The sequence below is a fragment of the Pseudoalteromonas phenolica genome (genome assembly GCF_001444405.1).
GTDB lineage: Bacteria > Pseudomonadota > Gammaproteobacteria > Enterobacterales > Alteromonadaceae > Pseudoalteromonas > Pseudoalteromonas phenolica.
In genome coordinates this window covers 67,020-87,957 of the sequence record NZ_CP013188.1, presented here as the reverse complement: position 1 = coordinate 87,957, position 20,938 = coordinate 67,020, and the positions used below count along the sequence as shown (strand labels likewise).

At 41.2% G+C, this 20,938-nt stretch carries 17 protein-coding genes; 5 read left to right on the top strand and 12 right to left on the bottom strand.

All coding sequences use genetic code 11. The annotated features are described in order from the left end of the window. Positions 1–63 precede the first annotated feature (63 nt). Positions 64–1,191, bottom strand: coding sequence for a hypothetical protein (locus PP2015_RS17695; RefSeq protein WP_058031768.1), 1,128 nt, complete (start codon positions 1,189–1,191; stop codon positions 64–66). Positions 1,192–1,317: 126 nt separating this feature from the next. Beyond that, positions 1,318–1,749: a DUF3293 domain-containing protein gene (locus PP2015_RS17690; RefSeq protein ID WP_058031766.1), complete on the bottom strand. Its 432-nt coding sequence runs from the start codon at positions 1,747–1,749 to the stop codon at positions 1,318–1,320. Between the two features lie 209 nt (positions 1,750–1,958). On the opposite strand from PP2015_RS17690, the gene PP2015_RS17685 reads away from it, so the two are divergent. Both PP2015_RS17685 and PP2015_RS17680 read left to right on the top strand, forming a co-directional pair. Next, the gene (locus tag PP2015_RS17685; protein WP_058031764.1) at positions 1,959–2,669 is read left to right on the top strand and encodes a DUF4097 family beta strand repeat-containing protein; all 711 of its coding nucleotides are present in this window, start codon (positions 1,959–1,961) and stop codon (positions 2,667–2,669) included. A gap of 135 nt (positions 2,670–2,804) precedes the next feature. Further along, on the top strand, positions 2,805–3,131 hold the full coding sequence (locus PP2015_RS17680) for a hypothetical protein (RefSeq protein WP_058031762.1): 327 nt from the start codon (positions 2,805–2,807) through the stop codon (positions 3,129–3,131). Positions 3,132–3,163: 32 nt separating this feature from the next. Here the strand turns inward: PP2015_RS17680 and PP2015_RS17675 are convergent, their stop codons facing one another. From PP2015_RS17675 to PP2015_RS17640, 8 genes are all read right to left on the bottom strand, one after another. Further along, entirely contained in the window at positions 3,164–4,612 is a 1,449-nt protein-coding gene (locus PP2015_RS17675; RefSeq protein WP_058031760.1) for a phosphomannomutase, read from the bottom strand. Positions 4,613–4,657: 45 nt separating this feature from the next. Beyond that, positions 4,658–6,076 (bottom strand): mannose-1-phosphate guanylyltransferase/mannose-6-phosphate isomerase, encoded by a 1,419-nt coding sequence (locus PP2015_RS17670; RefSeq protein ID WP_058031758.1) that lies wholly within the window; start codon positions 6,074–6,076, stop codon positions 4,658–4,660. A 77-nt stretch (positions 6,077–6,153) separates the two neighbouring features. Further along, positions 6,154–6,486 (bottom strand): hypothetical protein, encoded by a 333-nt coding sequence (locus PP2015_RS17665; protein ID WP_058031757.1) that lies wholly within the window; start codon positions 6,484–6,486, stop codon positions 6,154–6,156. Further along, a complete protein-coding gene (locus tag PP2015_RS17660; RefSeq protein WP_058031754.1) occupies positions 6,483–6,824 on the bottom strand; it encodes a transporter substrate-binding domain-containing protein in 342 nt (113 codons plus the stop codon). The genes PP2015_RS17665 and PP2015_RS17660 overlap by 4 nt, the downstream gene beginning before the upstream one ends. Before the next feature lie 85 nt (positions 6,825–6,909). Continuing rightward, positions 6,910–7,812, bottom strand: coding sequence for a prenyltransferase (locus PP2015_RS17655; RefSeq protein ID WP_058031751.1), 903 nt, complete (start codon positions 7,810–7,812; stop codon positions 6,910–6,912). 131 nt (positions 7,813–7,943) lie between these two features. Then, positions 7,944–10,649: a tetratricopeptide repeat protein gene (locus PP2015_RS17650; RefSeq protein WP_161568531.1), complete on the bottom strand. Its 2,706-nt coding sequence runs from the start codon at positions 10,647–10,649 to the stop codon at positions 7,944–7,946. 314 nt (positions 10,650–10,963) lie between these two features. Further along, on the bottom strand, positions 10,964–11,827 hold the full coding sequence (locus PP2015_RS17645; RefSeq protein WP_058031749.1) for an AraC family transcriptional regulator: 864 nt from the start codon (positions 11,825–11,827) through the stop codon (positions 10,964–10,966). A 258-nt stretch (positions 11,828–12,085) separates the two neighbouring features. Then, the gene (locus tag PP2015_RS17640) at positions 12,086–13,507 is read right to left on the bottom strand and encodes a PQQ-dependent sugar dehydrogenase (RefSeq protein ID WP_058031748.1); all 1,422 of its coding nucleotides are present in this window, start codon (positions 13,505–13,507) and stop codon (positions 12,086–12,088) included. Between the two features lie 93 nt (positions 13,508–13,600). Here PP2015_RS17640 and PP2015_RS17635 point away from each other — a divergent pair, with 93 nt between their 5' ends. Continuing rightward, positions 13,601–15,679: a TonB-dependent receptor gene (locus PP2015_RS17635; RefSeq protein ID WP_058031747.1), complete on the top strand. Its 2,079-nt coding sequence runs from the start codon at positions 13,601–13,603 to the stop codon at positions 15,677–15,679. A 98-nt stretch (positions 15,680–15,777) separates the two neighbouring features. Here the strand turns inward: PP2015_RS17635 and PP2015_RS17630 are convergent, their stop codons facing one another. After that, positions 15,778–16,293, bottom strand: coding sequence for a hypothetical protein (locus PP2015_RS17630; RefSeq protein WP_058032542.1), 516 nt, complete (start codon positions 16,291–16,293; stop codon positions 15,778–15,780). A gap of 111 nt (positions 16,294–16,404) precedes the next feature. On the opposite strand from PP2015_RS17630, the gene PP2015_RS17625 reads away from it, so the two are divergent. Then, positions 16,405–17,142: a helix-turn-helix transcriptional regulator gene (locus tag PP2015_RS17625; RefSeq protein ID WP_083496663.1), complete on the top strand. Its 738-nt coding sequence runs from the start codon at positions 16,405–16,407 to the stop codon at positions 17,140–17,142. Positions 17,143–17,311: 169 nt separating this feature from the next. After that, on the top strand, positions 17,312–19,879 hold the full coding sequence (locus PP2015_RS17620) for a serine hydrolase (RefSeq protein ID WP_058031746.1): 2,568 nt from the start codon (positions 17,312–17,314) through the stop codon (positions 19,877–19,879). Positions 19,880–19,941: 62 nt separating this feature from the next. Here the strand turns inward: PP2015_RS17620 and PP2015_RS17615 are convergent, their stop codons facing one another. Beyond that, positions 19,942–20,607 (bottom strand): hypothetical protein, encoded by a 666-nt coding sequence (locus tag PP2015_RS17615; protein ID WP_058031745.1) that lies wholly within the window; start codon positions 20,605–20,607, stop codon positions 19,942–19,944. Positions 20,608–20,938 lie beyond the last annotated feature (331 nt).

The following is a 20,938-nucleotide window of genomic DNA, read 5'->3' as shown; positions in this document are numbered from 1 at the left end:
ACGGATAAATAGGAAAAAGCAAAGCAATAAAAGCAACTTTACTACTTTGCTAGTCACATCTACTTAAGGGCAGGGGCCCTCAAAAGAAAACAATGGATTTCCGTTTAAGTCGTAATATGTGTGTTTACATGTATCCCTTTGCAAGCTCCCTCCACCTCTAGAGTTAAGAGGTGTATTACGCCAACTTGGCGCAGCGCCACTTCCAGGGTTGCTGCCAGATGATACCGTCTTTTGGAACTGTCTATCTATAGCATCAGCTAAACAAGGTGAGATGTCACTTGCTTTGAGTGTTCCAGCGGAGGAGCCACTTTTTTTAATTGAACTTAATGAAACCCCGCCAACATAAGTCAACTTTTCATCAGTGCTTACATCGATGGAGCCCTCAACCATCTCAAGCTTAAACACTACTTTATTTCTGGCTGCACCTCCAAGGTGCCATGAATGACTTATCGTAAAGTCAGTGATCACATTCTTAGTTTCATCAAAATACTCAACCGTTCCACCTACTCCTAAACCACCTAAAGCAACTTGAAAGTTTGCACCTGTGATGCGAGTACCTTGGAATGAATTTTTATAATTACCATCATTACTGGCTTTATCATTCGCATGCATCATTATATCACTCATTGCGATAAGGTTATGAGCTAGTTCCATAGCCTTACTTTCTGGACTATTAGAACAGTCTGTAGCCATAAGCAATATATCATTTTCGACTCTTTGCTGATTAAACATCGAAAATGAGTTGCGAGATTGTTTTTTTATAAGAGAATTAAGGTCAAAGTTAGCTCTAAGATCACGAGTTACATTAGTCATAATCTTATAGCCATTTCCGGTGTTAATAAGCATTTCCTTTATTTGAGCTGGGATTTGCTGCATTTCTCTGATTTCAACAGACATCTCATGAAAAGGCCGACCTTGATTGGTATAACCAATGTAGAAGCCATAAAACTGTTCTTGTTGAAGATCATAAACCACTAACTCAGTTGTTGATGATCGACATTGCTGATCATCGGGTGTACCTACAGACTCAACAAAACACTCAAGCTCTGGTTGATATTTATAACGCCTTGCAATTGACTTTGCTTCAGTGTAGCTACAGTCATCACAAATAACTGATTCATAGTTAATACGGGCATGTGCTTTATCAAAAAAGCAAAAAAGTAAGACTAGAAAGTAGATTGGTAATTTCATTAATATATCCTTATATCACAATAAAAAAATAACAAAAAACCAACAAAATCACTACAAAAAAATTATTCATCAACTAACACGTTAGTAAAGTAAGTTGGTTTAGATGATCATTTAGAATTGAGATATTCAAGCATGACTAGCAATCCAGCGCTTTTTTAGGTGTTTGCTTACAAAACACATAGGCTTAGTTTGCTTCGAGCAATGCAAACTCACTCGCCCTCGAGCGCTGACATAATAAAATGCTAATTGCTTAAAATGGACAGATAAATGCTGCGCCTGCTGCAACGAGCAAGGAACAAATATGCTTAACTCGCGATAGCTCATATCCTTATTACCGCCCCACAACCTTTTGTAAGCAACGTTTTGGTCGCGGAGGTAACGCATCGCCGATCTTTCGAGCCGTTTATTATGCGCCAAAGTTAAATTCTGCCCATGAGGGTTCCATACGCTGATAATCGCACCTGATTGATGACCTGTTACTGTCTGATAAGGCATAACTCGACAAGTACTTTGAAAGTAACTGAGCTGATAAATTTGCCAGAGTGTTTCTTCGATCATGTAATCACCTTAAACGAGTTAACTTGAGTTCAGATCCATTATGAAATTTAACTAACTGACTAATATAGTGAGGAAAAAAACTAACTTTTCGCTAAATTAAAAATCACATTTTACACGAAAACTTACAATTCATTACAAATCAAACACTTGCAAATTGGTCACTATATTGCTTTAACTATAATAACAAAAAAGCACATGTAGGAATTAAGATGCTAAAAACCCTTTTACCTTTAAGCGCAGCAATTTTATTAAGTGGTTGTATTGTTCATGTTAAAAGTGGCCCTGGTAGCGCACCAAAATATTTCGATAACCAACAGCTCACTTTAAGTGCCACAAACCTAAAATTCTTAGAAACCGAAGCTGGCGCTGGTAATTTATCAATTGTTGGTAGCGACAGCGCCACTGACATTACCGTAGATGCAGAGATTTTTGCTTACAGCGCTGATGACTTCACACTCACCCTAGAAAACAAAGGCAGCAGAGCCGAGCTGGTTGCAAGAGCAAGTAATTCAAATAGTTGGCAAGTAAATAGCCCGGGACCTAAAATTAATCTAACGATTACAGTACCGAGTAATATTGGCCTTATCATTGACGACGGCTCTGGCAGTATCGATATCAAACAAGTAAATGGTGACATTGAAATTGACGATGGCTCTGGCAGCATTGAAATCTCAGGTGGTAAGCATATTGAGATTGAAGATGGCTCAGGCAGCATTACCGTAAACAACGCTCAAGGCGACCTAAAAGTTGATGATGGCAGCGGCGATATTTATGCTAATCAAGTGTTAGGCACAGTCACCATTGACGATGGCTCAGGCAGTATCAGTGTAAATGGTGCCGGCGCTTTAGTCATTGAAGACTCAGGTTCAGGCGGATTGCAAATCAAGAACATCAAGGGCAAAGTTGAGATTGACGAGTAACCTATAAACTTAGCACCAACTCTCTTAATTAAGTGAGCTGTTTTGAGGGTTAGTATGAATAGTCTGCCCATCAGTCGCATTGACTGATGGCGCAATAACAAACAATGAAATATATCAGCGATACAAGGAGCAAACATGGAAGTTATCATTGAAGTACGCCAAAAATCAGTGTCAATAAAACAAATCTTAATGGTGGTTGTGTCTATTATTTGTATGGCATTAACCGCTTACATTACATCGTTGTATATGGTTGACTTTGATAGATTTAACCTACAAGCAAATGAAAAGCTCGCATTTGTGATCGGCAGCGCTCTAGCACTTCCTTTAGCAAGTTTAATTATCTCGCAATCATTAATTGAATATCGTGGCCTAAAAAATGCCATTAAAGCTGTATTTTATTCTTCAGTACTGGTGTTAGCAGCTCAAACCCCAGTTGTATTTCAACTTATCAGTAAGGTTTAGCACTTTTTGGAGACAGTGTAGCAAAGTGAATGTCACTTCGTTGTTGCTGCCTGTTCAGTTAAATAGCTCAATTTGTTTTTTAAGCAATACAATAATGTTTCGGCTCTTTTTCCAGAGTCAGACTCAACATAACAGCGCATTTCAGGTGCATTACCTGAACAACGAAAATGCACTATGTCTTTGTTACTCAGAATCAATCGAGTACCGTCTGTATTATCGAACTCAATGACACGATATGTAATATCCAATTCGGCAAGTAAACGTTCTGTATCGCTTTGTAGCGCCTTTAAGAAAGCAAGCCCAACATAAGAAGGCACATGTTCTACTTTGCCACTGGCAGTGTAGCGTTTTGGTAAACCCGGCATCATTTTAGATATTGGCAGCTTAGCTAATTGAGTTAAAACAACTAAAATAGGTAATAAGGCATCTCGGGTTGGCAGCGCAGATAATAACTTACCGTCTTCATCAATATCGCTTGCAAGTAAATACCCGCCGTTTGCTTCAAATCCAGCGACTTTTTTGTGCTGCTTTTGTAATTGTACAAATGCCTCAATAACAAACGGAGAGCCTATTTTTGTTCTCGCCACTTGCTTAAAACAACCACTCAACTCAATCGCTGAATTGCAATTAATGGGCACGCTTAGAGCTTCTATTTTTAAAAATTGACTAACAATTAAACCGAGTACATCGCCTCTAAGCCAATTACCGCACTCATCCGCCACAAGTGGTCTGTCGCCATCACCATCAGTAGAAATAATGGCATCTAGATTGAGTTCATTAGCCCAAATTTTGGCTGTTTGCTGATCTTCTTTACTTACCGCTTCGGTGTCGATTGGCACAAAGGTGTAGCTTCTGCCAAGCTCAACAACGGTTGCACCCACTTGCTGGAGTAGTCTGAGGTATAGCTCTCGACCTGCACTTGAATGGGTATAAACGCCTATTCGCTTATCTGTTAAATTCAGCTCAGAAAAGTAATTTAAATAACGATTGATATAGGTATTTGTAGCCGACTCACATTCAATTAACTCTGGAGCACTAAGTTCATCAGGAAGCTCGATGTATTGACTTAAAATATCTTGCTCATCAAACTTGCTGATCTCGCCTTCTGGGTAATAAAACTTCAAACCATTTCGATCAAACGGAATATGACTGCCTGTTACCATGATACAAGCCTCCCCTCTCTGCATTGCGGCATAGGCTAAGGCAGGTGTAGGTAAGACCCCATGAAACTTATAATCCAGACCCAATGCTATTAGACCCGTAGCAACACCTTGGGCCATTTCGTAGCTACTAGGGCGATTATCAATACCAATAGCGACACACAGGTTGTCATCGCTCAATTTGCCGCAACGCTTACCATGCTCAATAAAAGCCATTGCGAACGCAACACACACATTTTGCGAAAAATCTTCGGCTAAACCACGCGCCCCACTGGTGCCAAATTTAATGGAAGTATTTTTAATTAGCTTTGAGACATTCACTTTTTATGGTGCCTATTAATAACTTTTCTATTGAGAAATAGCGCCTTATTCACGCCCATAATCATCTTCAAAACGAATAATATCACTCTCATCTAAATAGCTACCCGACTGAACTTCTATCAGCTCTAAAGCTGTTTTTCCTGGGTTTTCAAGGCTATGAACAGCTGTAATAGGAATATATACAGACTGATTTTCGGTCACATACTGAACTTTGTTATCTATTTTAACTTTGGCTGTGCCACTTACCACCACCCAATGCTCTGCTCTATGGTGATGCATTTGCATTGATAAACGTGCACCTGGATTTACTGTGATCCGCTTCACTAAAAAGCGCTCGCCTTCGTCAATGGCATCAAACTTCCCCCAAGGGCGATAGACTTCACGATGTTGGTGCATTTCAACACGAGATTTTTGTTCTAGCTGAGCAACCACTTGTTTTATCGCTTGAGTATTATTCTTATCTGCAATTAACACTGCATCTTTGGTTTGTACTACCACCACGTCTTTTACACCAACCGTGGCTAATAGTTTATTTTCACTCAGCAACAGGCTGCCTTGCGTGTCGATTGCGATCACATCACCACCAATTGCATTTTGTTCATCATCTTTATCAAGTAACTGCCAAAGCGCATCGAAACTGCCTACATCACTCCATTTAGCTGCCATGGGGATCATCACCACAGCATCATTTTGTTGTGCTGTTAAAGGCTCCATGATCGCATAATCTATTGAATCACTTGGGCAAGCTAGAAAGGCTGAGGCATCTACACGCGTAAAATCTAAATCATCTTGCTGCTTTTGCATGGCGTTAAAACAAGCTTCAAATATGTTATGGTTAAAACGCTTTAGAGTGTCTAAATATACTTGAGCTTTAAACATGAAAATACCGCTATTCCATACAAACTGGTCTGATTCAACATACCCCTTTGCGGTTAATTCATCGGGTTTTTCAACAAATTGTTTAGCTGTAAAGCCCCTTTCCAAAGGCTGGCCTTTCTGAATGTAACCATAGCCAGTATGCGCAGAGGTAGGTTCAATACCAAAGGTGACTAATTTGCCCTCTCCAGCACTCTCTGTAGCCAGTGTTATCGCATTTAAAAACGGTTCAAGCTCGCCAATATCATGATCGGCAGGCATCACTAACAAAGTTGCATCAGGATTTGTCTCTAACGCTTTAAATGCTGCCAATGCAATCGCGGGCGCTGTATTGCGCCCCTCTGGCTCTAAGATAATAGGAAAGTGTGGTATCTCACTTAATCGCACTTGCTCTGCGGTTAAAAATCTATGCGCCTCGTTACAAATAATAATCGCAGGATCATGTTCCAAGCCTTTTAATCTCAGCAACGTTTGTTGCAACAATGACTGCTCGCCAGTCAAAGGCAAAAACTGCTTCGGATAATGAGTACGAGACAAAGGCCACAAACGGGTGCCTGAGCCACCAGCAATAACAACGGGTACGATCATAGTATGGATTTTGCTTTTAGATGAGGTTCACCTCGTTATTCTAAAAGCCTTTGTGCTTAATCGCAAAACCTTAGCTTTTAAAGTTTAAATTCGTCGATGAGGGCTAAATTTAACCGTTTATGCTTATCGAAAGCACGCTGAAATGCGTTGATGACCACATCGGGAACATCTTTACTAAATGCAAAATAGTCTTCGACTGTGTCTAGTAGAAACACCTCTTCAAAATCGTCGACTTGTAGCATTTTTTCACTGATGGCTTTACGTAACCCTGAACGAGAGATTGCCATTAACTCAACACGGTCAGCCTTAAACATTGCCAGTGCTTGATACATATTGTTTGTTTCTACAATTTGCTGTTCGACAAAATTAGCATCTAATACGATTTGCTCTGTGGCATCATGGCGTATCACCGCAACTGAATGACTATGTAACTCTGATAACCGCTTGGATTTGAATATTTTGCTTTTTTTGCAATTAATATGTAATCAACGGAGTAGATGGGGCCTACCCACTTAAATTTATCGGCTCTTTGAGCTGTTTTCGACATGGCAAACAAGACGGTTTTTGGCTTACTGATAATTTCTTTATAACCACGTGCCCATGGCACTATTTCTATGGGCTGAGCTTTCACTCCTAATTCTTGCCATATTGCCCGAAGCATTCTCACTGAAATCCCTCGCAACACCTCGCCCTCATAAAATACCGATGGCGGATAATCTTCAGCGTAGTAGGTTAAAGAAGTAAGCATAGGTAGATCTATCTGCTTCTTAGGCTCGGCCCATAAAGAAAATGAAACGCTTAATAAAAAAACAAGAAGTACTCGAATATACAAATCAGATAGGCCCGTTTAAAAGGAGTATGACCGACAAAACAAGAGGCAATAAGTTCGCTGCAACAACGTTTAACGCCATACTTTGGGGATGCTTTGCTATATCATGTTTCAACTTTGCTAATTTAGGAATAGCCAAAAAGTTTAATAGTAAAATAGGCGTCAGCCAGATGACTTTAAATGGCAAGACTGCCAAATACAATGCTATGGCCATAAGAAGCAATGCCAAAGCTGCTGATACCGAAAAACAGATGACAGCTGCATTCACTGAGTAATAAATCGCAAAATGCTTACGACCTACTTGTTGATCAGCTTTAATATCAGGTAATTGATTCACTAGCAGCAGGTTATTTATGGTGAAGAAAGGGATAAGCGCTATCAGCAACACTTGCCAGTTCAGTGTTAGTCCTTGTGTGATGTAGCTACCCAGTACCATCAGTAATGCAAACCCCAAGCCCGGTGATATTAAACATAACCAAGGGTGTCGATTTAAGGTGTTTGTATAAGTAATAATAACCGCAAGCCCCAGTAAGCCTATCGTCAACATAGGCAAACCAAAGCGATACACAAAATAAATACCTATAAGAAACAAGCTGCCTAATGCCAGTTGGAAAAGACTTAAAACTGACTTTTCCAATGCACTATTTTGCTTAAGTAAGCCACTACCGCCACTAAATGGTGTTCGCTTAGTGATTAAATCTAAGCCGCTATGAAAATCTTGATACTCGTTTAGTGTATTCACTGCAACCGCAGACAATACAGACCCCATGCAGGCGAAAAGAAAATGCCAGCCATGAAACTCTGCACCATGATATTGCGCAATCGCATTGCCTAACAGCACACACAGCGGTGCTAAGAGCAAGAAAGGCGGCCGTGTACTTGGTAATGCTGAGATAAAGTTTTTCATGACTTGCCCAGTTAAGAACTAGAGTACTTAGATTAGCAAGTTTCTTTTTGTGAACATTGATTTAGCACAAGGTAAGTAATAGCTGAAGTACAATGAAGCAGTCAAAGCCAAATAGCATCCTATTTAAACATTTACACAAGTAATTTCTCATGCACTTTTTCGACTGTGAATCTAAACTTTGCCCCGCCAAGTTCAGAGCGCTCACAATTGATTTCTCCACCCAAAACCTGTGATACAAGGTTAAACACAATATTAAGCCCAAGACCAACGTGACCTCTGTGACGCGCTAGTGTATAGAAAGGGTTGAATATCTTAGTTAATTCGTTTTCAGCCACTCCAATACCATTATCTTCAACCAGCACCTCATAAAAGTTGTTACGCTCATAACAAGACACTTTAATACTCAACTGATCATTCGATTCGGCATGATTGATGGCGTTACTGATCAACAGTTCCAAGACTTGCATTAACGGGTCACTATAAGTAGTAATGTTCCCGTCAGATACCTCTAGAAGCTCAACATGTTTAGGGGCTCCAGATGCTTGCCAAGCAGTTTTAAACGCAGCATTAACCAAAACAGCAAAGCTTTCGCTTGCTCGTCCTTCGCCTCGCTCTGAAACCGAGACTCGCTTAAATTGTTCAACCAAAGCGGAGGTGCGATTAACCCCGCTGAAAATTAGGTCCCCACTTTCAGCCAGAACCTTAAAGCCTTCGGTTAATTCCGTTTTAGTTATCCTATTATCTTGGACCTTGGCATCAAGTTGTTGTAATTCAGCATGTAAATGAGTCACTGCCATCATAGCTGTACCAAGTGGTGTATTGAGCTCATGTGCAAGCCCTGCAACTAAAGAGCCCAAAGCGGCCATTTTTTCAGCTTCGACCAAACTTTGTTGCGTTGCTTTTAAGTCATTCAATGCAGCCACCAAGTCTTTGGTTCGTTGCTGTACTCTTTGCTCTAACTCAGTATTTAACACAACCAAGTCAGCCTCTTGCTGCTTCAAAATGGTGATATCATGCTGGATCCCTGCCACTCTTAAAGGTCGTCCTTCGGAGTCAATCTCTACGACTTTGCCTTTATCTTGTACCCACGCCCACTCACCGGCTTTATTTTTTACACGATATGCAACTTCGAAAGCGGCTTCTTGCTGATTTTTTATTGACTCCAAATGCGTTGTCAGGCGGTTAAAATCATCTTGATGCACGTGAGCCCTTAAGTTTTGCCAGGTTGGATCTACTTTTCCATCGGGTAATGCACTCAAGTCGTCAGCATTCTCTCTCGATACAGTATGAGCTTTTAAGTCCCAGCTCCATAACACATCACCACTCGCCCAAAGTGCCAAACTTAGCTTTTGCTCTTTTTCGGCTATTTCTGATTGACTTTGTTTAACTAATTTCAGCTCTCGTTTATTTACCCTTTGTCTATATAAGTACCAAAGCAACAACACAAAACTCATTACTGCAAGCATCAATAAATTTCTTTTACTGATTTTGTTATTTAATTCTGATTCGGTTAATTTGGCTTGCTGCCTCACAAACTCCAAGTTGCGCTTGGTTTCTTCAATTTGATTCTGCACAACAAGCATTTCGACCCGCTGCTGACTGTTTAAATCAAATAGCTTGTCTTTGCTCTGTCTAAAGGTAACTTGCATATCATACGCTGAGCGAAAGTCCCCAATATTGGCATACACTTGAGATAACAAATCATAGGCTTTAAACAACACCACGTTTTTCTGTGCTTTTTGGGCGTACTCAATCGCTTCTTTTAAAAGAGATACCGCCGACTGATACTGTTGAGTTTGCATCGCTAAGTTAGCCTGCTCCACTAATCCTTCAGCTATGCGAGATGCAGAGTTTCGTTTTCGGTAGGTTTCCATAGCCATCGCTAAAATGCGTTCAGCATCTTCATAACGCTTCTCGGTGATCGCTATCCGTCCTAAGTACAAATTGGTTGAGCCTAATAGCATGCGATTATTTAATTTATTCGCCAACTCCTCTGCTTGTGCTAAGTACGATTTTGCTGTTGCTAAATCTCCAGCTAATCGGTGGGTTTCACCCAAATTATTAAATGAATACACCATACCGCGCTCATAACCAATCTCACGCTTGAGTTCGAGTGATTCAGTATGCATCTCAATGGCTTCTTGGTATTTCCCGAGGTCTTTATAAACAATGGCGGTGTTATTAAAAGCGATGGCTAAGCTTTTCTTATTGCCTACTTTTCTTTGCCCTTCAATCGTTTTTAATTGATAACTTAACGCGTTATCTAAATCCCCTATCGACCGATAAATTGAGCCAATTCGACCTAAGGTGTGAACAACCCCCCTTTCGAGATCGATCGCTTTATAGTTTTCTTTGGCATTCAATAACCATTCAAAGGCGCGGGTAAACTTTGCCTGAGAGAAATAAGTCATGCCTATGGCGCTTTGTGTATCTGCCAGCAACTTGTAATCGCCTTTATGTTCAATCATAGACAAAACATTAAAGCGATCGGTTAAAGCCAAATCGCTATTCGACTGCTCTTCATAGATGGTTGCACGTTGCAAAAGCGCTTCAACAGTCACATCCGATAAACCTGCACTGGTCGATTCATTAATCACAGTATCAAGCAAGATTAAAGCATCTCGACGATTACCAATAAAATTAAGCGCAACACCTTGCCACAAATGCAGATATAGCTTTTCTTTCGGAAATTGATTTAGGGGTAAGTTAGGCTTAAGTGACTCAGCGAGTGAAAGTGCAGTTCTTGCATCAATAAAAGCTTGCGAGCGCATATATTGATTTAAAAGCACTAATTGTTTATGTCCTTTTGCAGCTTTTACGTCCTCAGTGCTGGGCACATCAGCCCTCACAAAAAAGCTCATCGTAAAGAAAAAGACGAGTAAACAATAGCGCATTGATTGACTCTTTAAACCATGAACATAGTCAAAGTGTAGAGCCTAATTGGTAGGTTCGCGAATCTATAAGCATTAATTAGTAATGCAAAATCAGCAACAACACATTAAGGCGTGTTGTTGCTCACCCGTGCATGTTTCATCAATGTGCAACTAAGATAAAAAAGTATGCATGACAATAATATTAAATACCCAAAGCTCAAGGTTAAACAGTCTGAAGTATCAACTATCCATAGCTGTAACTCAAAGAAAGCCATCTTTTACTCCTGAAGCGGCAAATAAATATCAGTGATAAGGTCGCACTCATCAACTTGGTGCACAAAATTATGATACTCGAAGAAACAGCAATGATCGCTCGGAAGTTCACTACTTTGTGGAAGCCACTGCTGGTAAAGCCAACGTATAGTTTGTTCCATGTTATCGTGACTCCCCAAATGTCTGACTTTGGCGCAGCGCATGTTTGGAATAACCCCATTTTCGACACCAAATGTGTTATCGGGTACGACAGCTTTTACTGAGCCACACAGCTTAAAGCGAAATTCGTCTTCAGCCATAGTTTCAGGGTCACCATTTGGCATACCAAATGTTCGGCTCATATTGAGTGGTGAAAGCCCGCTATTTTTTCGCCACGCAATGAATTGCCCAGCTGTTTCGAAGATGCGATTTGCTGCGCCTTTATGCTCTAAAAACGCGATGTTAATTTGCTCAAAGTTGATAATGTCTACTTGCATGATTTGTTGCTCTATTGGTTGCGGTGAAAAATCAAATACGTCATACCAACTAGGCCAATTTGCACCTTGTCTAAATTTTGAAGGGCTTTGCTCAAACGTACGCTTGAAAGCGCGTGAAAACGCGTCAGCACTGTCATATTTAGCTTCAAGTGCAATATCAATAATTTTAATATCGCGCTCAAACGCTAAGCGAAAAGATGCCCGCTTTAATCTCGCCAGCAAAATATACTTGCCCACATTTATGCCCATAAAAGCCATAAATACGCGATGAAAATGAAATTTAGATAAAGCAGCTACATCGCTAAGCAAACTCACCGTTAATTCATCATCTAAATGTTGATTGATGTAATCGCAAACCAGCGAAATACGTTGCTGTAAAAGATTGCTTTGCATAAAGCGCCTATGTGTTAGTAAAACTGCAGACAAGCTTAATCATACAGCAAACGCTTTACTTGACCGAAATTGCTGTATGTTCAATGTTTCAAATCAAAGCAAGAAATTAAAGATGATGTCGTGAGGTTTGAATCTGAATAAAAGAGTATGTAAAGGGGCTTTACGATGATGAGCATGTCAAGAGTAGCCAGACGTAAAGTCGGTGCTACCGAGTAAAATACCGGTAGCACCGACTTTATTTTTCGTCTGTTCTAAGCGTTATTTAGGCGCGATTGCAATGATCTTACTTTGATTCGCATTACGGTCATTAATGGTTAAATAAATCTCACCATTGGGTGCAGTCACGACATCGCGAATACGACCTAGACCTTTTAAGATGATTTCATCTTCTGTGACTTTGCCGTTTTCAATTCGCAAGCGGTGCAATTGCTTCTTAGCCAAACTGCCGACAAATAAGTCGCCCTGCCAATGTTTAAACTTGTTGCCCGTGTAGAAATTCATACCCGCAACAGCAATAGATGGCGTCCATTGGTGCACAGGTAGTTGCATACCAGGTAAATCAGTATGTGGCGTGATAGGCGTACCATTATAGTTCATACCATATGTCACTTTTGGCCAGCCATAGTTAGTGCCTTTGGTGATCAAGTTTAATTCGTCACCACCACGCGGACCATGCTCTGTAGACCACAGTGCTCCTGTTTTAGGGTGTAACGTTAAGCCTTGCGGGTTACGGTTGCCGTAGGTCCAAATAGTTTGTTGCGCACCTTTTTCGTTATAAAACGGGTTATCTTTTGGCACGCGACCATCTTTGAAAATACGGTGTACTTTACCGTTTTGCGTGGTGATATCCTGAGCGCCATCTTGTAACCCTTCGTCACCATTGGTAAAGAATAAGTAATCGTCTTTAATGGCAAAACGAGAGCCAAAGTGCCAACCGCGATTTTGATGATTTTCTGGCTTGGCTTCAAATAAGGTTTGCTGATCTGCCCACTCACCATTTTTAATTTTTCCGCGAACAATGGCTGTGAACGCCACCTCTTGGCCTTGGCTGTTTTTTCCTGCACCCTTACTAAACGACAAGTAAATCCAGCCATTGTTTTTATAATCTGGATCAGGATACACATCTAACAGCCCACCTTGACGCTTATGCCATACTTTAGGCGTGCCCTTAATCTGCGTTTTTTTACCGCCTTTGGTCATGTGCCAAAGCTCGCCTTCGCGTAAGGTATAAAGCAAACTGCCGTCAGGTAAAAAATCCATCGCCCAGATGATGCCATCACTTTTTGTCACTTCTTTGGTTGTCACCTTGTGATAATCCGTATTAAACGACTTGCCCATTTGCGATTCTGGCTGTTTCGCTTGCTTTGCTTTTGCACCTGCTTCACGAATGTATACAACCAGAGTACGAATTTGCTCTTCATTTAACGTCGCGCCAAATGCGGGCATACCAGCCGAAACAATACCGTTTTTAATGGCATTCGCCAGCGCAGTATCTGTGCCTTCCGTCATCCACTGGTTATCAATTAAAGAACCAGCCATACCACCTGTTAACTCTTGACCGTGGCACGACGCACAGGTTGTTTTAAATAGCTGTTCAACGTTCTGGTTATTAGCATGCGAGGCCATGCTCAACATACAAGCTGCACTTAACAGCGTGGTTTTAAACACTTTTTGATACATAATTTTGCTCGACGGTAGATCGTGTTTTGAATTTATTCAGTATAATGAGGCACTTTTATAATTACCGTCAAGTTGCGATAAAGGACCACTTCTGTGCGAGAAACGTTTAAATTTTCTATTTTGTCTTTGGCTCTTTTAAGTTGCGCGAGCATCAGTTTTCAAGCCTTATCAAGCGCCAATGATAAAGACATCGAAACCCTAATCACCACCGCCAACCGCACACAAACCCAGCATTTAGACTTGATTGGTAACGCCAATAAAATCACTAAACAAAGCATTGAGCAAAGCAACGCAGAGCATTTAAACCAATTGCTAAGCCAAGCATCTAGCACTTGGTTAAGTCGTGGTAACGGCCAAGAATCATTGTTATCGGTGCGTTCACCTGTTTTAACCGGCGCAGGCTCGTGTGCTGAGTTTTTAACGCTTGAAAATGGCATTAGCTTACGCGCGCCAGGCTTTTGTAACGTAAACCAATTATTCGACACCCACTTTGAGCTTGCAGATAACATCGAAGTGGTTAAAGGCGCGAATTCATCTCGCTACGGCTCAAATGCCATTCATGGCACCATCAACGTATTTAGCCCAAGTTTATATGCAACGCCTATGGTGAGCTTAGAATTAGGTGAAGATAGCTTTTATCGTGTAAATGGCCTTTACAGCCAACAAACTGAAGCCCTCGATACTTTAGTGGGCTTAACACTTACCTCAGATGGCGGCTTTCAAGATAGTTCGGGCTACGAGCAGCAAAAACTCTCAGTGGCAGCTTCGCACAGTTTAGGTGATTGGCAAACTACCCACAGAGTGACGCTAACCAATTTAGAGCAAGATACAGCGGGCTATTTGCAGCGTGGTGAAAATGCCTATCAAGATAAATCATTACTGCGTATTAATGATTTTCCAGATGCATACCGAAACAGTTTGTCGATGCGCTACGCCATGTTTAACACATTAAGTACGCCAAATGCGGTCTGGCAGGTTAATCCATATTTACGCCATACAGATATGGACTTTTTAATGCACTTTTTACCGGGCACGCCTGTCGAAGAAAACGGCCATTCGAGTATAGGTTTACAATTACGTCGCGCAAGTCAGCTGTCTGATATGTTAAGTTTAACGCTTGGCTCTGACATCGACATCACTCGCGGCTTTTTAAAACAAAACCAAGCTAACGACACCGAATCAAACTCTGCGTTTTTACGTGGCGTATTACCGCAAGGAAAGCACTATGATTATGACGTTGATGCGCTAAGTTTTGCCACTTACGCTCAGCTCGACGCCAAAATCACAGACGAACATAATGCTTTTGCCGCACTGCGTTACGATAACACCGACTACGATTATCAAAACAATTTAAGCCCTGGTAATTTAAAAGACGATGGCACAGCCTGTGGCTTCGGGGGATGTCGTTATACTCGCCCTGCAAGCCAAAGTAACCAATTTGACGATATCAGTTATGCACTTGGCTACAGCTATAAAATTGATAAACAAACACGACTATTCGCCAAACATGATCGAAGCTTTAGAGCACCCCATACCAGCGAATTATACCGCCTTCAGAACGGTCAGCTCACCAGCGATGTAAAAAGTGTCAAAGCCAGACAAACTGAAGCCGGTGTTCGATATGTAGATAAAGACCTCTTTGCTGAGCTCTCGGTTTATCATTTAAAGAAAAAAGACGGCATTTACCAAGACGCCGACCGCCAATATTTAAATGGCCTAGATACCGAACACCAGGGCATCGAGTTTGCACTTAACCGCCAAGTAACGCGTACCATCAGTACTAAGCTGGCCTTTAGCTATAGCGAGCACACTTATTTAAATAACCCAACTAATAGCGCTCAAATCAAGGGAAACGACATAGATACCGCGCCAAAACTATTACTTAACCTGCATATCAATTGGCAAGTTACACGAACTATCATGGCTCAGTTAGAACGCCAGCAAATAGACGACTACTTTTTAGATGCTGCCAATACACAAAGCTATGCAGGCCATAAAATTTATAATCTGCGAGCCGACTGGCAAATTAACCCACAGTTAAGCGCGTCATTTGCGATGATGAACCTCACAGACGAGCGCTACGCAGAGCGTGCAGATTTTGCCTTTGGTAATCATCGCTACTTTGTTGGTGAGCCGAGAAATATGAGCTTAAAATTAAAATACGCTTTTTAAAGCGATGATTTAGCCCTAAGCTCAAAGGTGGACCCAAGCAAAGCGTTTTCGCGTGAGTCCACTCTCAAAAAGGCAGTGATAGTTGAAATCTATTCTGACTATTGAGGAATAAAACTCATAGTCCAATTTGTTTCCCAACTTTTTCCCTCATCAAATGAAAATGCTTGCGCCCATTTAGGGTTATTTGGCATGCTAGCGTCCCACTGAAATCTTACTTTGGTTTTTCTACCTTTGATAACTTCATCGGCATAGAAAAGGCCAATGTTATTTTTAAACGAACCGACCACAGGCGTATCCACCTTATCTGGGAAGCGACCATCTAACCACCAAATAGACCAACGGCCAGTTTGAGCATTAAATGCTCTCATTGCCACAGCACGAAAGGCACCATCAGGAAAGTACAATAGGTTATCTTCAACGTTACCTGCTCCACCTAGAATGTGTGAAGTTGAAGAAAGCCCTTCAAATTCAACCCAACGCTTGTCTTCGCTAAACATATTATCTAGGCGCTTGTGATGCACACGCCAGTTGCCTATAACAAAATCAAAATCCTGCGCCCCTGCTACATCTGCTTGCACGCCTACACCATTTTTACTCGCTTGTTGCTCTGTCATTTGTAGCTCCATCAAATAATTAAATTGAAAGTTGGCACTTTGAAAACGGATTAAAGCACCAAGAATGAGTAGCTTATTAACTTGGGTGACATTTTGTGTCATATTTAATATATGAAAAGAGCAAAAACCCAAAGCCATCTTGAAAGGCTAGACAAATTAGCAAGCATGCTAAAGTCCGAAGACTTTCTGACCACGAAAGATTTATCAGACGCTTTGAATGTATCGACACGTACGCTATTTCGCGATCTCAATATTCTCAAAGCGCGTGGTATGCCAATTGATACTGACAAAGGCAGAGGCGGTGGTGTGCGGCTTCATCGGCAATGGGGACTTGGCAAAATTAATCTCACCACAAGTGAAACGATAGATTTACTGATCAGTATCGCCATTTGCGAAAAGATGAACTCGCCTTTGTTTATGAAAAGCTTAAACTCTATTCGCTACAAATTATTGGCTTTGTTGTCTCCAGATCAAAAAGCCAATATTAAAGCACTGAGAAATCGCGTGCTCATTGGTAGTTCAGCCTCACCGCAAGTTCATGCCTCTTATGAACAATCACAGTTTCCTGAATGCCATGCGTTAAGTGCTGCATTTTTATATCAGCAACCAATCAACATCAGCTATATAGATGAAAAAAAGACGGTCACCGAGCGACTAATAGAACCTCACTATTTATACTTTAACTACCCAGTGTGGTATGTATTTGCGTGGGATCATCTAAGGCAAGATTATCGCACTTTTCGAATTGACCGCATTCAAGATTCAAACGTCATAGAAGAAACATTTGTTTTGCGGCCTTTTACTGAGTTTTCACACCTAATCGCAACCGACAGCCCAATATTACTGTAAGCATTGGGTTTCAACTTTGCCTTTGCACCGCTAGTCGAAATATTCAAAAAGAATGTTGAAAAGTGTTTAAAGCTGTACCTGTGAGCACACATTTTCGCGCAACTTAACAACAGTTTATTACCCTTCATCCCTCTAAGCTAAACGCTCATTTCATCAAGGGATATAAAAAATGTCAGTCAAATTGTTTTCTCGTACACCCATTGCAACCGCACTTTTCGCCACCCTAGTACTCAGCGGATGTTCTAGTGACAAAGATACGCGCACCGAACTGCAAAAAGCCGAAGGCGTATGGAATAAAACCGCTTACGGCGCCGTGTTAGACATTCAAGATAACAAGGTAAGTGCTTATGAATACAATACTTTTGGTTGCATAAAAGTGAACCAATTAAGTCATGAACAAGCCAATAAAGAGTTCATCGCTGAGCTTAAATCGACCGATACCGCATTAAACTTGCGCGAAAAAGGCGAAATTCATGCGCAAACCTATACCATAAATAAAGCCCTACCAACACAGTGTAATACACCGATTAATGTCACTGAGGACGCAAGTCCTAACCAAGTTTTTGAGTATTTTTGGCATGCCTTCAACGACTACTATGCCTTCTTTGAGTTAAGAGGCGTCGATTGGTCACAGCAATATGTAAAATTTAAACCGCAAATTAGTGACGACATGACTGACGAAGCACTATTTAGCACACTCGCGGCGATGGTTGCCCCATTAAAAGACGGACACGTGAATATCTGGGCCAAAGATGCCAACTTTTATGTCGGTAAAGATAGCCCTTTTATGAAAGCGGCAGTCGGTATTCAAGGAAACTTTTTAAGAGCTGGCGAGCAAACCAGTTTAGATGACGTATTTAATACCATGCTTGGCCATTATACTGAAATTAGCAAAGCTTACTTACAACCTGACAGCATGTCGCAATTTCCTGCGCAGAGTGATTTTCCAACCTTACTTTGGGGCAAAACCGCTGACAACGTCGGGGTGATTGTACTCAATAACTTGGAGAGCTTTAGCGACACCGAAGATGTCACCGCCGAAGCACAACTGGCAGCTGCAGAAACATTACTCGATAAAGTAATGGCGCAATTAAAAGACACTGATGGCCTCATTTTAGATATACGTAATAATCAAGGTGGACACGATGCCATCGCCTTAGAAGTTGCCAACTATTTTGCAGATAAAACCGTACTCGCAGTTAATAAACAAGCAGTGACACCTGCTGGCATGGGCCTACCAGTTAGGTATCAAGTGCTTAAAAATGACAGCGCTTATACGAACCCAGTTTACTTACTAACCAGTCAAATGACTGTAAGTGCAGGTGAAGTACTGGCTATGACTTTAGAACAGTTCGACCATATTCATACTGTTGGCGAACCAACCTCAGGCGCACTGTCTGACATATTAACGTTTACGCTGCCAAATGGCTGGGAGGTAGGCCTTTCAAACGAGGTGTATCGCAACGCTCAAGGCAAAGCATTTGAGTTAATAGGTATTGTGCCTAAGCACGCACAGAGCGCCTTCTCAGTTCATTCATTCGACGAAGCACGCTTTTCTAGTTATGACTTTGCGCTTGAGCAACTGAACAAACACACTCACCCAACACTTGCAGTAGATGAATTCGAAACCGCACTTGAGCAATTACAAACCAAAGGCAATATTCCTAGCATCGCAGTGGGCGTAATTCATGACGGCAAAGTGGTTTATCAAAATGGTTTTGGGATCGCAGATGAAAGCGGTACCCCAGTAACAGCAGATAGTCGCTTTTACCTTGCTTCAGTCAGTAAAACTCTGCTGGGTGCCACACTGGCTCATGCAGAAGGCCAAGGGCAGATTAAATTAGATAAAAACATCGCGCCACAGCTGCCGTTTTCAATTGATAACCCGACTTCTGATAAACCCATTACCCTAAGACATTTGATCACCCACAGCAGTGGTATTCTCGACAATAACGCCGTCTATTTGTGTAGCTACTATTTACGTGACAACCATAGCAGCTTAATGAACTTATTGGCACAGAATAACAACTGCCCGCAAGTGATTGACCCTGATATGCCTCGCTTTTTCGAAAACTATTTATCAGCACAAGGTGACTATTATTTTAATGAAAACTTTAGCAGCCAATTTGGACTCACACCGGGTGATGCCTCTATTTATTCAAATGTTGGCGCAGCACTGGCCGGCTATGTACTTGAACAAGATAGTCAGCAAAGCCTACCTAGCTTGAGCCAAAAAACGGTGTTTGGTCCACTCAATATGCACAACACAGAATGGGCCATCGACAAACCTCAAAAGCCCATTGTTCAGCGAGCTGGATTTAGCCCACAAACCGGCGAATTATTTACTCTACCCGATTACGGCTCTATCACCTACAGCGATGGTAATGCCGTCTCTAGCGTGAAAGACTTGAATCAGTTTTTGCTTGCCAGTATCCATGAAGGCAAAATCGGTGATGAACAAGTACTTGACCAAAACGCCGTTAAAAACATGCTATCAATACAATATGAGCCTGCACAAACCGTAATCCACCATGGTTATTTTTGGAATATCGACCAGCAGTTTATTTCTCATGGCGGCACCGACTTTGGTGTTCGAAATAAAATATTTGCCGACCTAAAACGTAAAAACGGCTTTGTTTTATTGACCAACGCCGATGCGTTTAACGAAAACAGTGAACAAACATTTACTGAAATAGAAGCGTTAGTAAGAACCTTTGCTAATGGTTATGAAGAGTAGATAGGAATGCTACCTAAATAGAGCGTAAAGCCCCTTTACGCTCTGTATACTTAATGTAAGAGTTAATTAATCGGCTCGTATCTAGTTGGTAGAGCACTAAATTGCAGCCAAGTGTCGCTTTGCATCCAGCGTTTCTTTTTTGGAATTTCAATCACAAAGTCATCGTCTGTTTTGTATGTTTTGGTTTTGCCTTTGCTGTCTTTTACAGTAATGGTTGCAGGGGCATCAAAGGTGAATTTGATTTCGTCCATACTAGGAATGAACATAGAAAACCCACCGGCCATCTGCTCGGTGAAAGCGTTAATATCATCAAGCAAAACAAATACGTCGGAATATTTGAGCAAAGCACTATCGAGTGGGATCACATCCGTATATAAGCTAATACCCACATCATCTTTATTTTTATTTGTGTGTAACATGGTCTTTTCTGCTTCGTCTTGAGGCAGAATAGGTAGACTGATATTACCTTCTATATCAATGACTGCATTGGCAATTACCTGACCCTCTCGCTCAAGCCAAATTTTTACATCACTAAACTTAATGTCGGGGTTATTAATTTTCAGTTTAAATGCAGTTTTAAAATACTTTGATTTTGTCTGATTAGTGGCGATGTCGCGCACTTGATTCATCTCGCCATATTCAATACTACGCCCTTCTGCGTAACTAAAATGACTAAAAAGAGAGCTGCTAATTAATGCGCTTACTGCAAATACTGTTGATAATTTCATTATTATGCTTCCTTGGTAGTTATGTGAAATACCAACCCTCAATAATACTCAATCATTTTGAGGGACTAAAACTGACGCTAGCTTCGTTAAAAACTTCTCATTTACGACTGCATGGATGCAGAAGGTAGAGCAATGCAGGAGCAATTGCCGAGAACAACTAAACATCAAAATTTTCGCCTCACTATCGACAAGTTTTTCTTGCCTCAAAATAGCTCGCTTAATTAAGAGGATTGGTATAACTGACTTAGATGCATACAGGAAAGTTCAAAAGGATTTTTAAAGATTTTGATTTTTATGAAAAAAAAGAGGGCAATAAAGCGACGTTTGCCAT

Excerpts from the sequence above, each read along its gene's own strand:
- PP2015_RS17620 (WP_058031746.1), top strand. The coding sequence starts at position 17,312 with ATGTCAGTCAAATTGTTTTCTCGTACACCCATTGCAACCGCACTTTTC.
- PP2015_RS17670 (WP_058031758.1), bottom strand. The coding sequence starts at position 6,076 with ATGATCGTACCCGTTGTTATTGCTGGTGGCTCAGGCACCCGTTTGTGG.
- PP2015_RS17695 (WP_058031768.1), bottom strand. The coding sequence starts at position 1,191 with ATGAAATTACCAATCTACTTTCTAGTCTTACTTTTTTGCTTTTTTGAT.
- PP2015_RS17630 (WP_058032542.1), bottom strand. The coding sequence starts at position 16,293 with ATGACAGAGCAACAAGCGAGTAAAAATGGTGTAGGCGTGCAAGCAGAT.
- PP2015_RS17690 (WP_058031766.1), bottom strand. The coding sequence starts at position 1,749 with ATGATCGAAGAAACACTCTGGCAAATTTATCAGCTCAGTTACTTTCAA.
- PP2015_RS17645 (WP_058031749.1), bottom strand. The coding sequence starts at position 11,827 with ATGCAAAGCAATCTTTTACAGCAACGTATTTCGCTGGTTTGCGATTAC.
- PP2015_RS17660 (WP_058031754.1), bottom strand. The coding sequence starts at position 6,824 with ATGCTTACTTCTTTAACCTACTACGCTGAAGATTATCCGCCATCGGTA.
- PP2015_RS17680 (WP_058031762.1), top strand. The coding sequence starts at position 2,805 with ATGGAAGTTATCATTGAAGTACGCCAAAAATCAGTGTCAATAAAACAA.
- PP2015_RS17640 (WP_058031748.1), bottom strand. The coding sequence starts at position 13,507 with ATGTATCAAAAAGTGTTTAAAACCACGCTGTTAAGTGCAGCTTGTATG.
- PP2015_RS17655 (WP_058031751.1), bottom strand. The coding sequence starts at position 7,812 with ATGAAAAACTTTATCTCAGCATTACCAAGTACACGGCCGCCTTTCTTG.
- PP2015_RS17625 (WP_083496663.1), top strand. The coding sequence starts at position 16,405 with ATGAAAAGAGCAAAAACCCAAAGCCATCTTGAAAGGCTAGACAAATTA.
- PP2015_RS17685 (WP_058031764.1), top strand. The coding sequence starts at position 1,959 with ATGCTAAAAACCCTTTTACCTTTAAGCGCAGCAATTTTATTAAGTGGT.
- PP2015_RS17615 (WP_058031745.1), bottom strand. The coding sequence starts at position 20,607 with ATGAAATTATCAACAGTATTTGCAGTAAGCGCATTAATTAGCAGCTCT.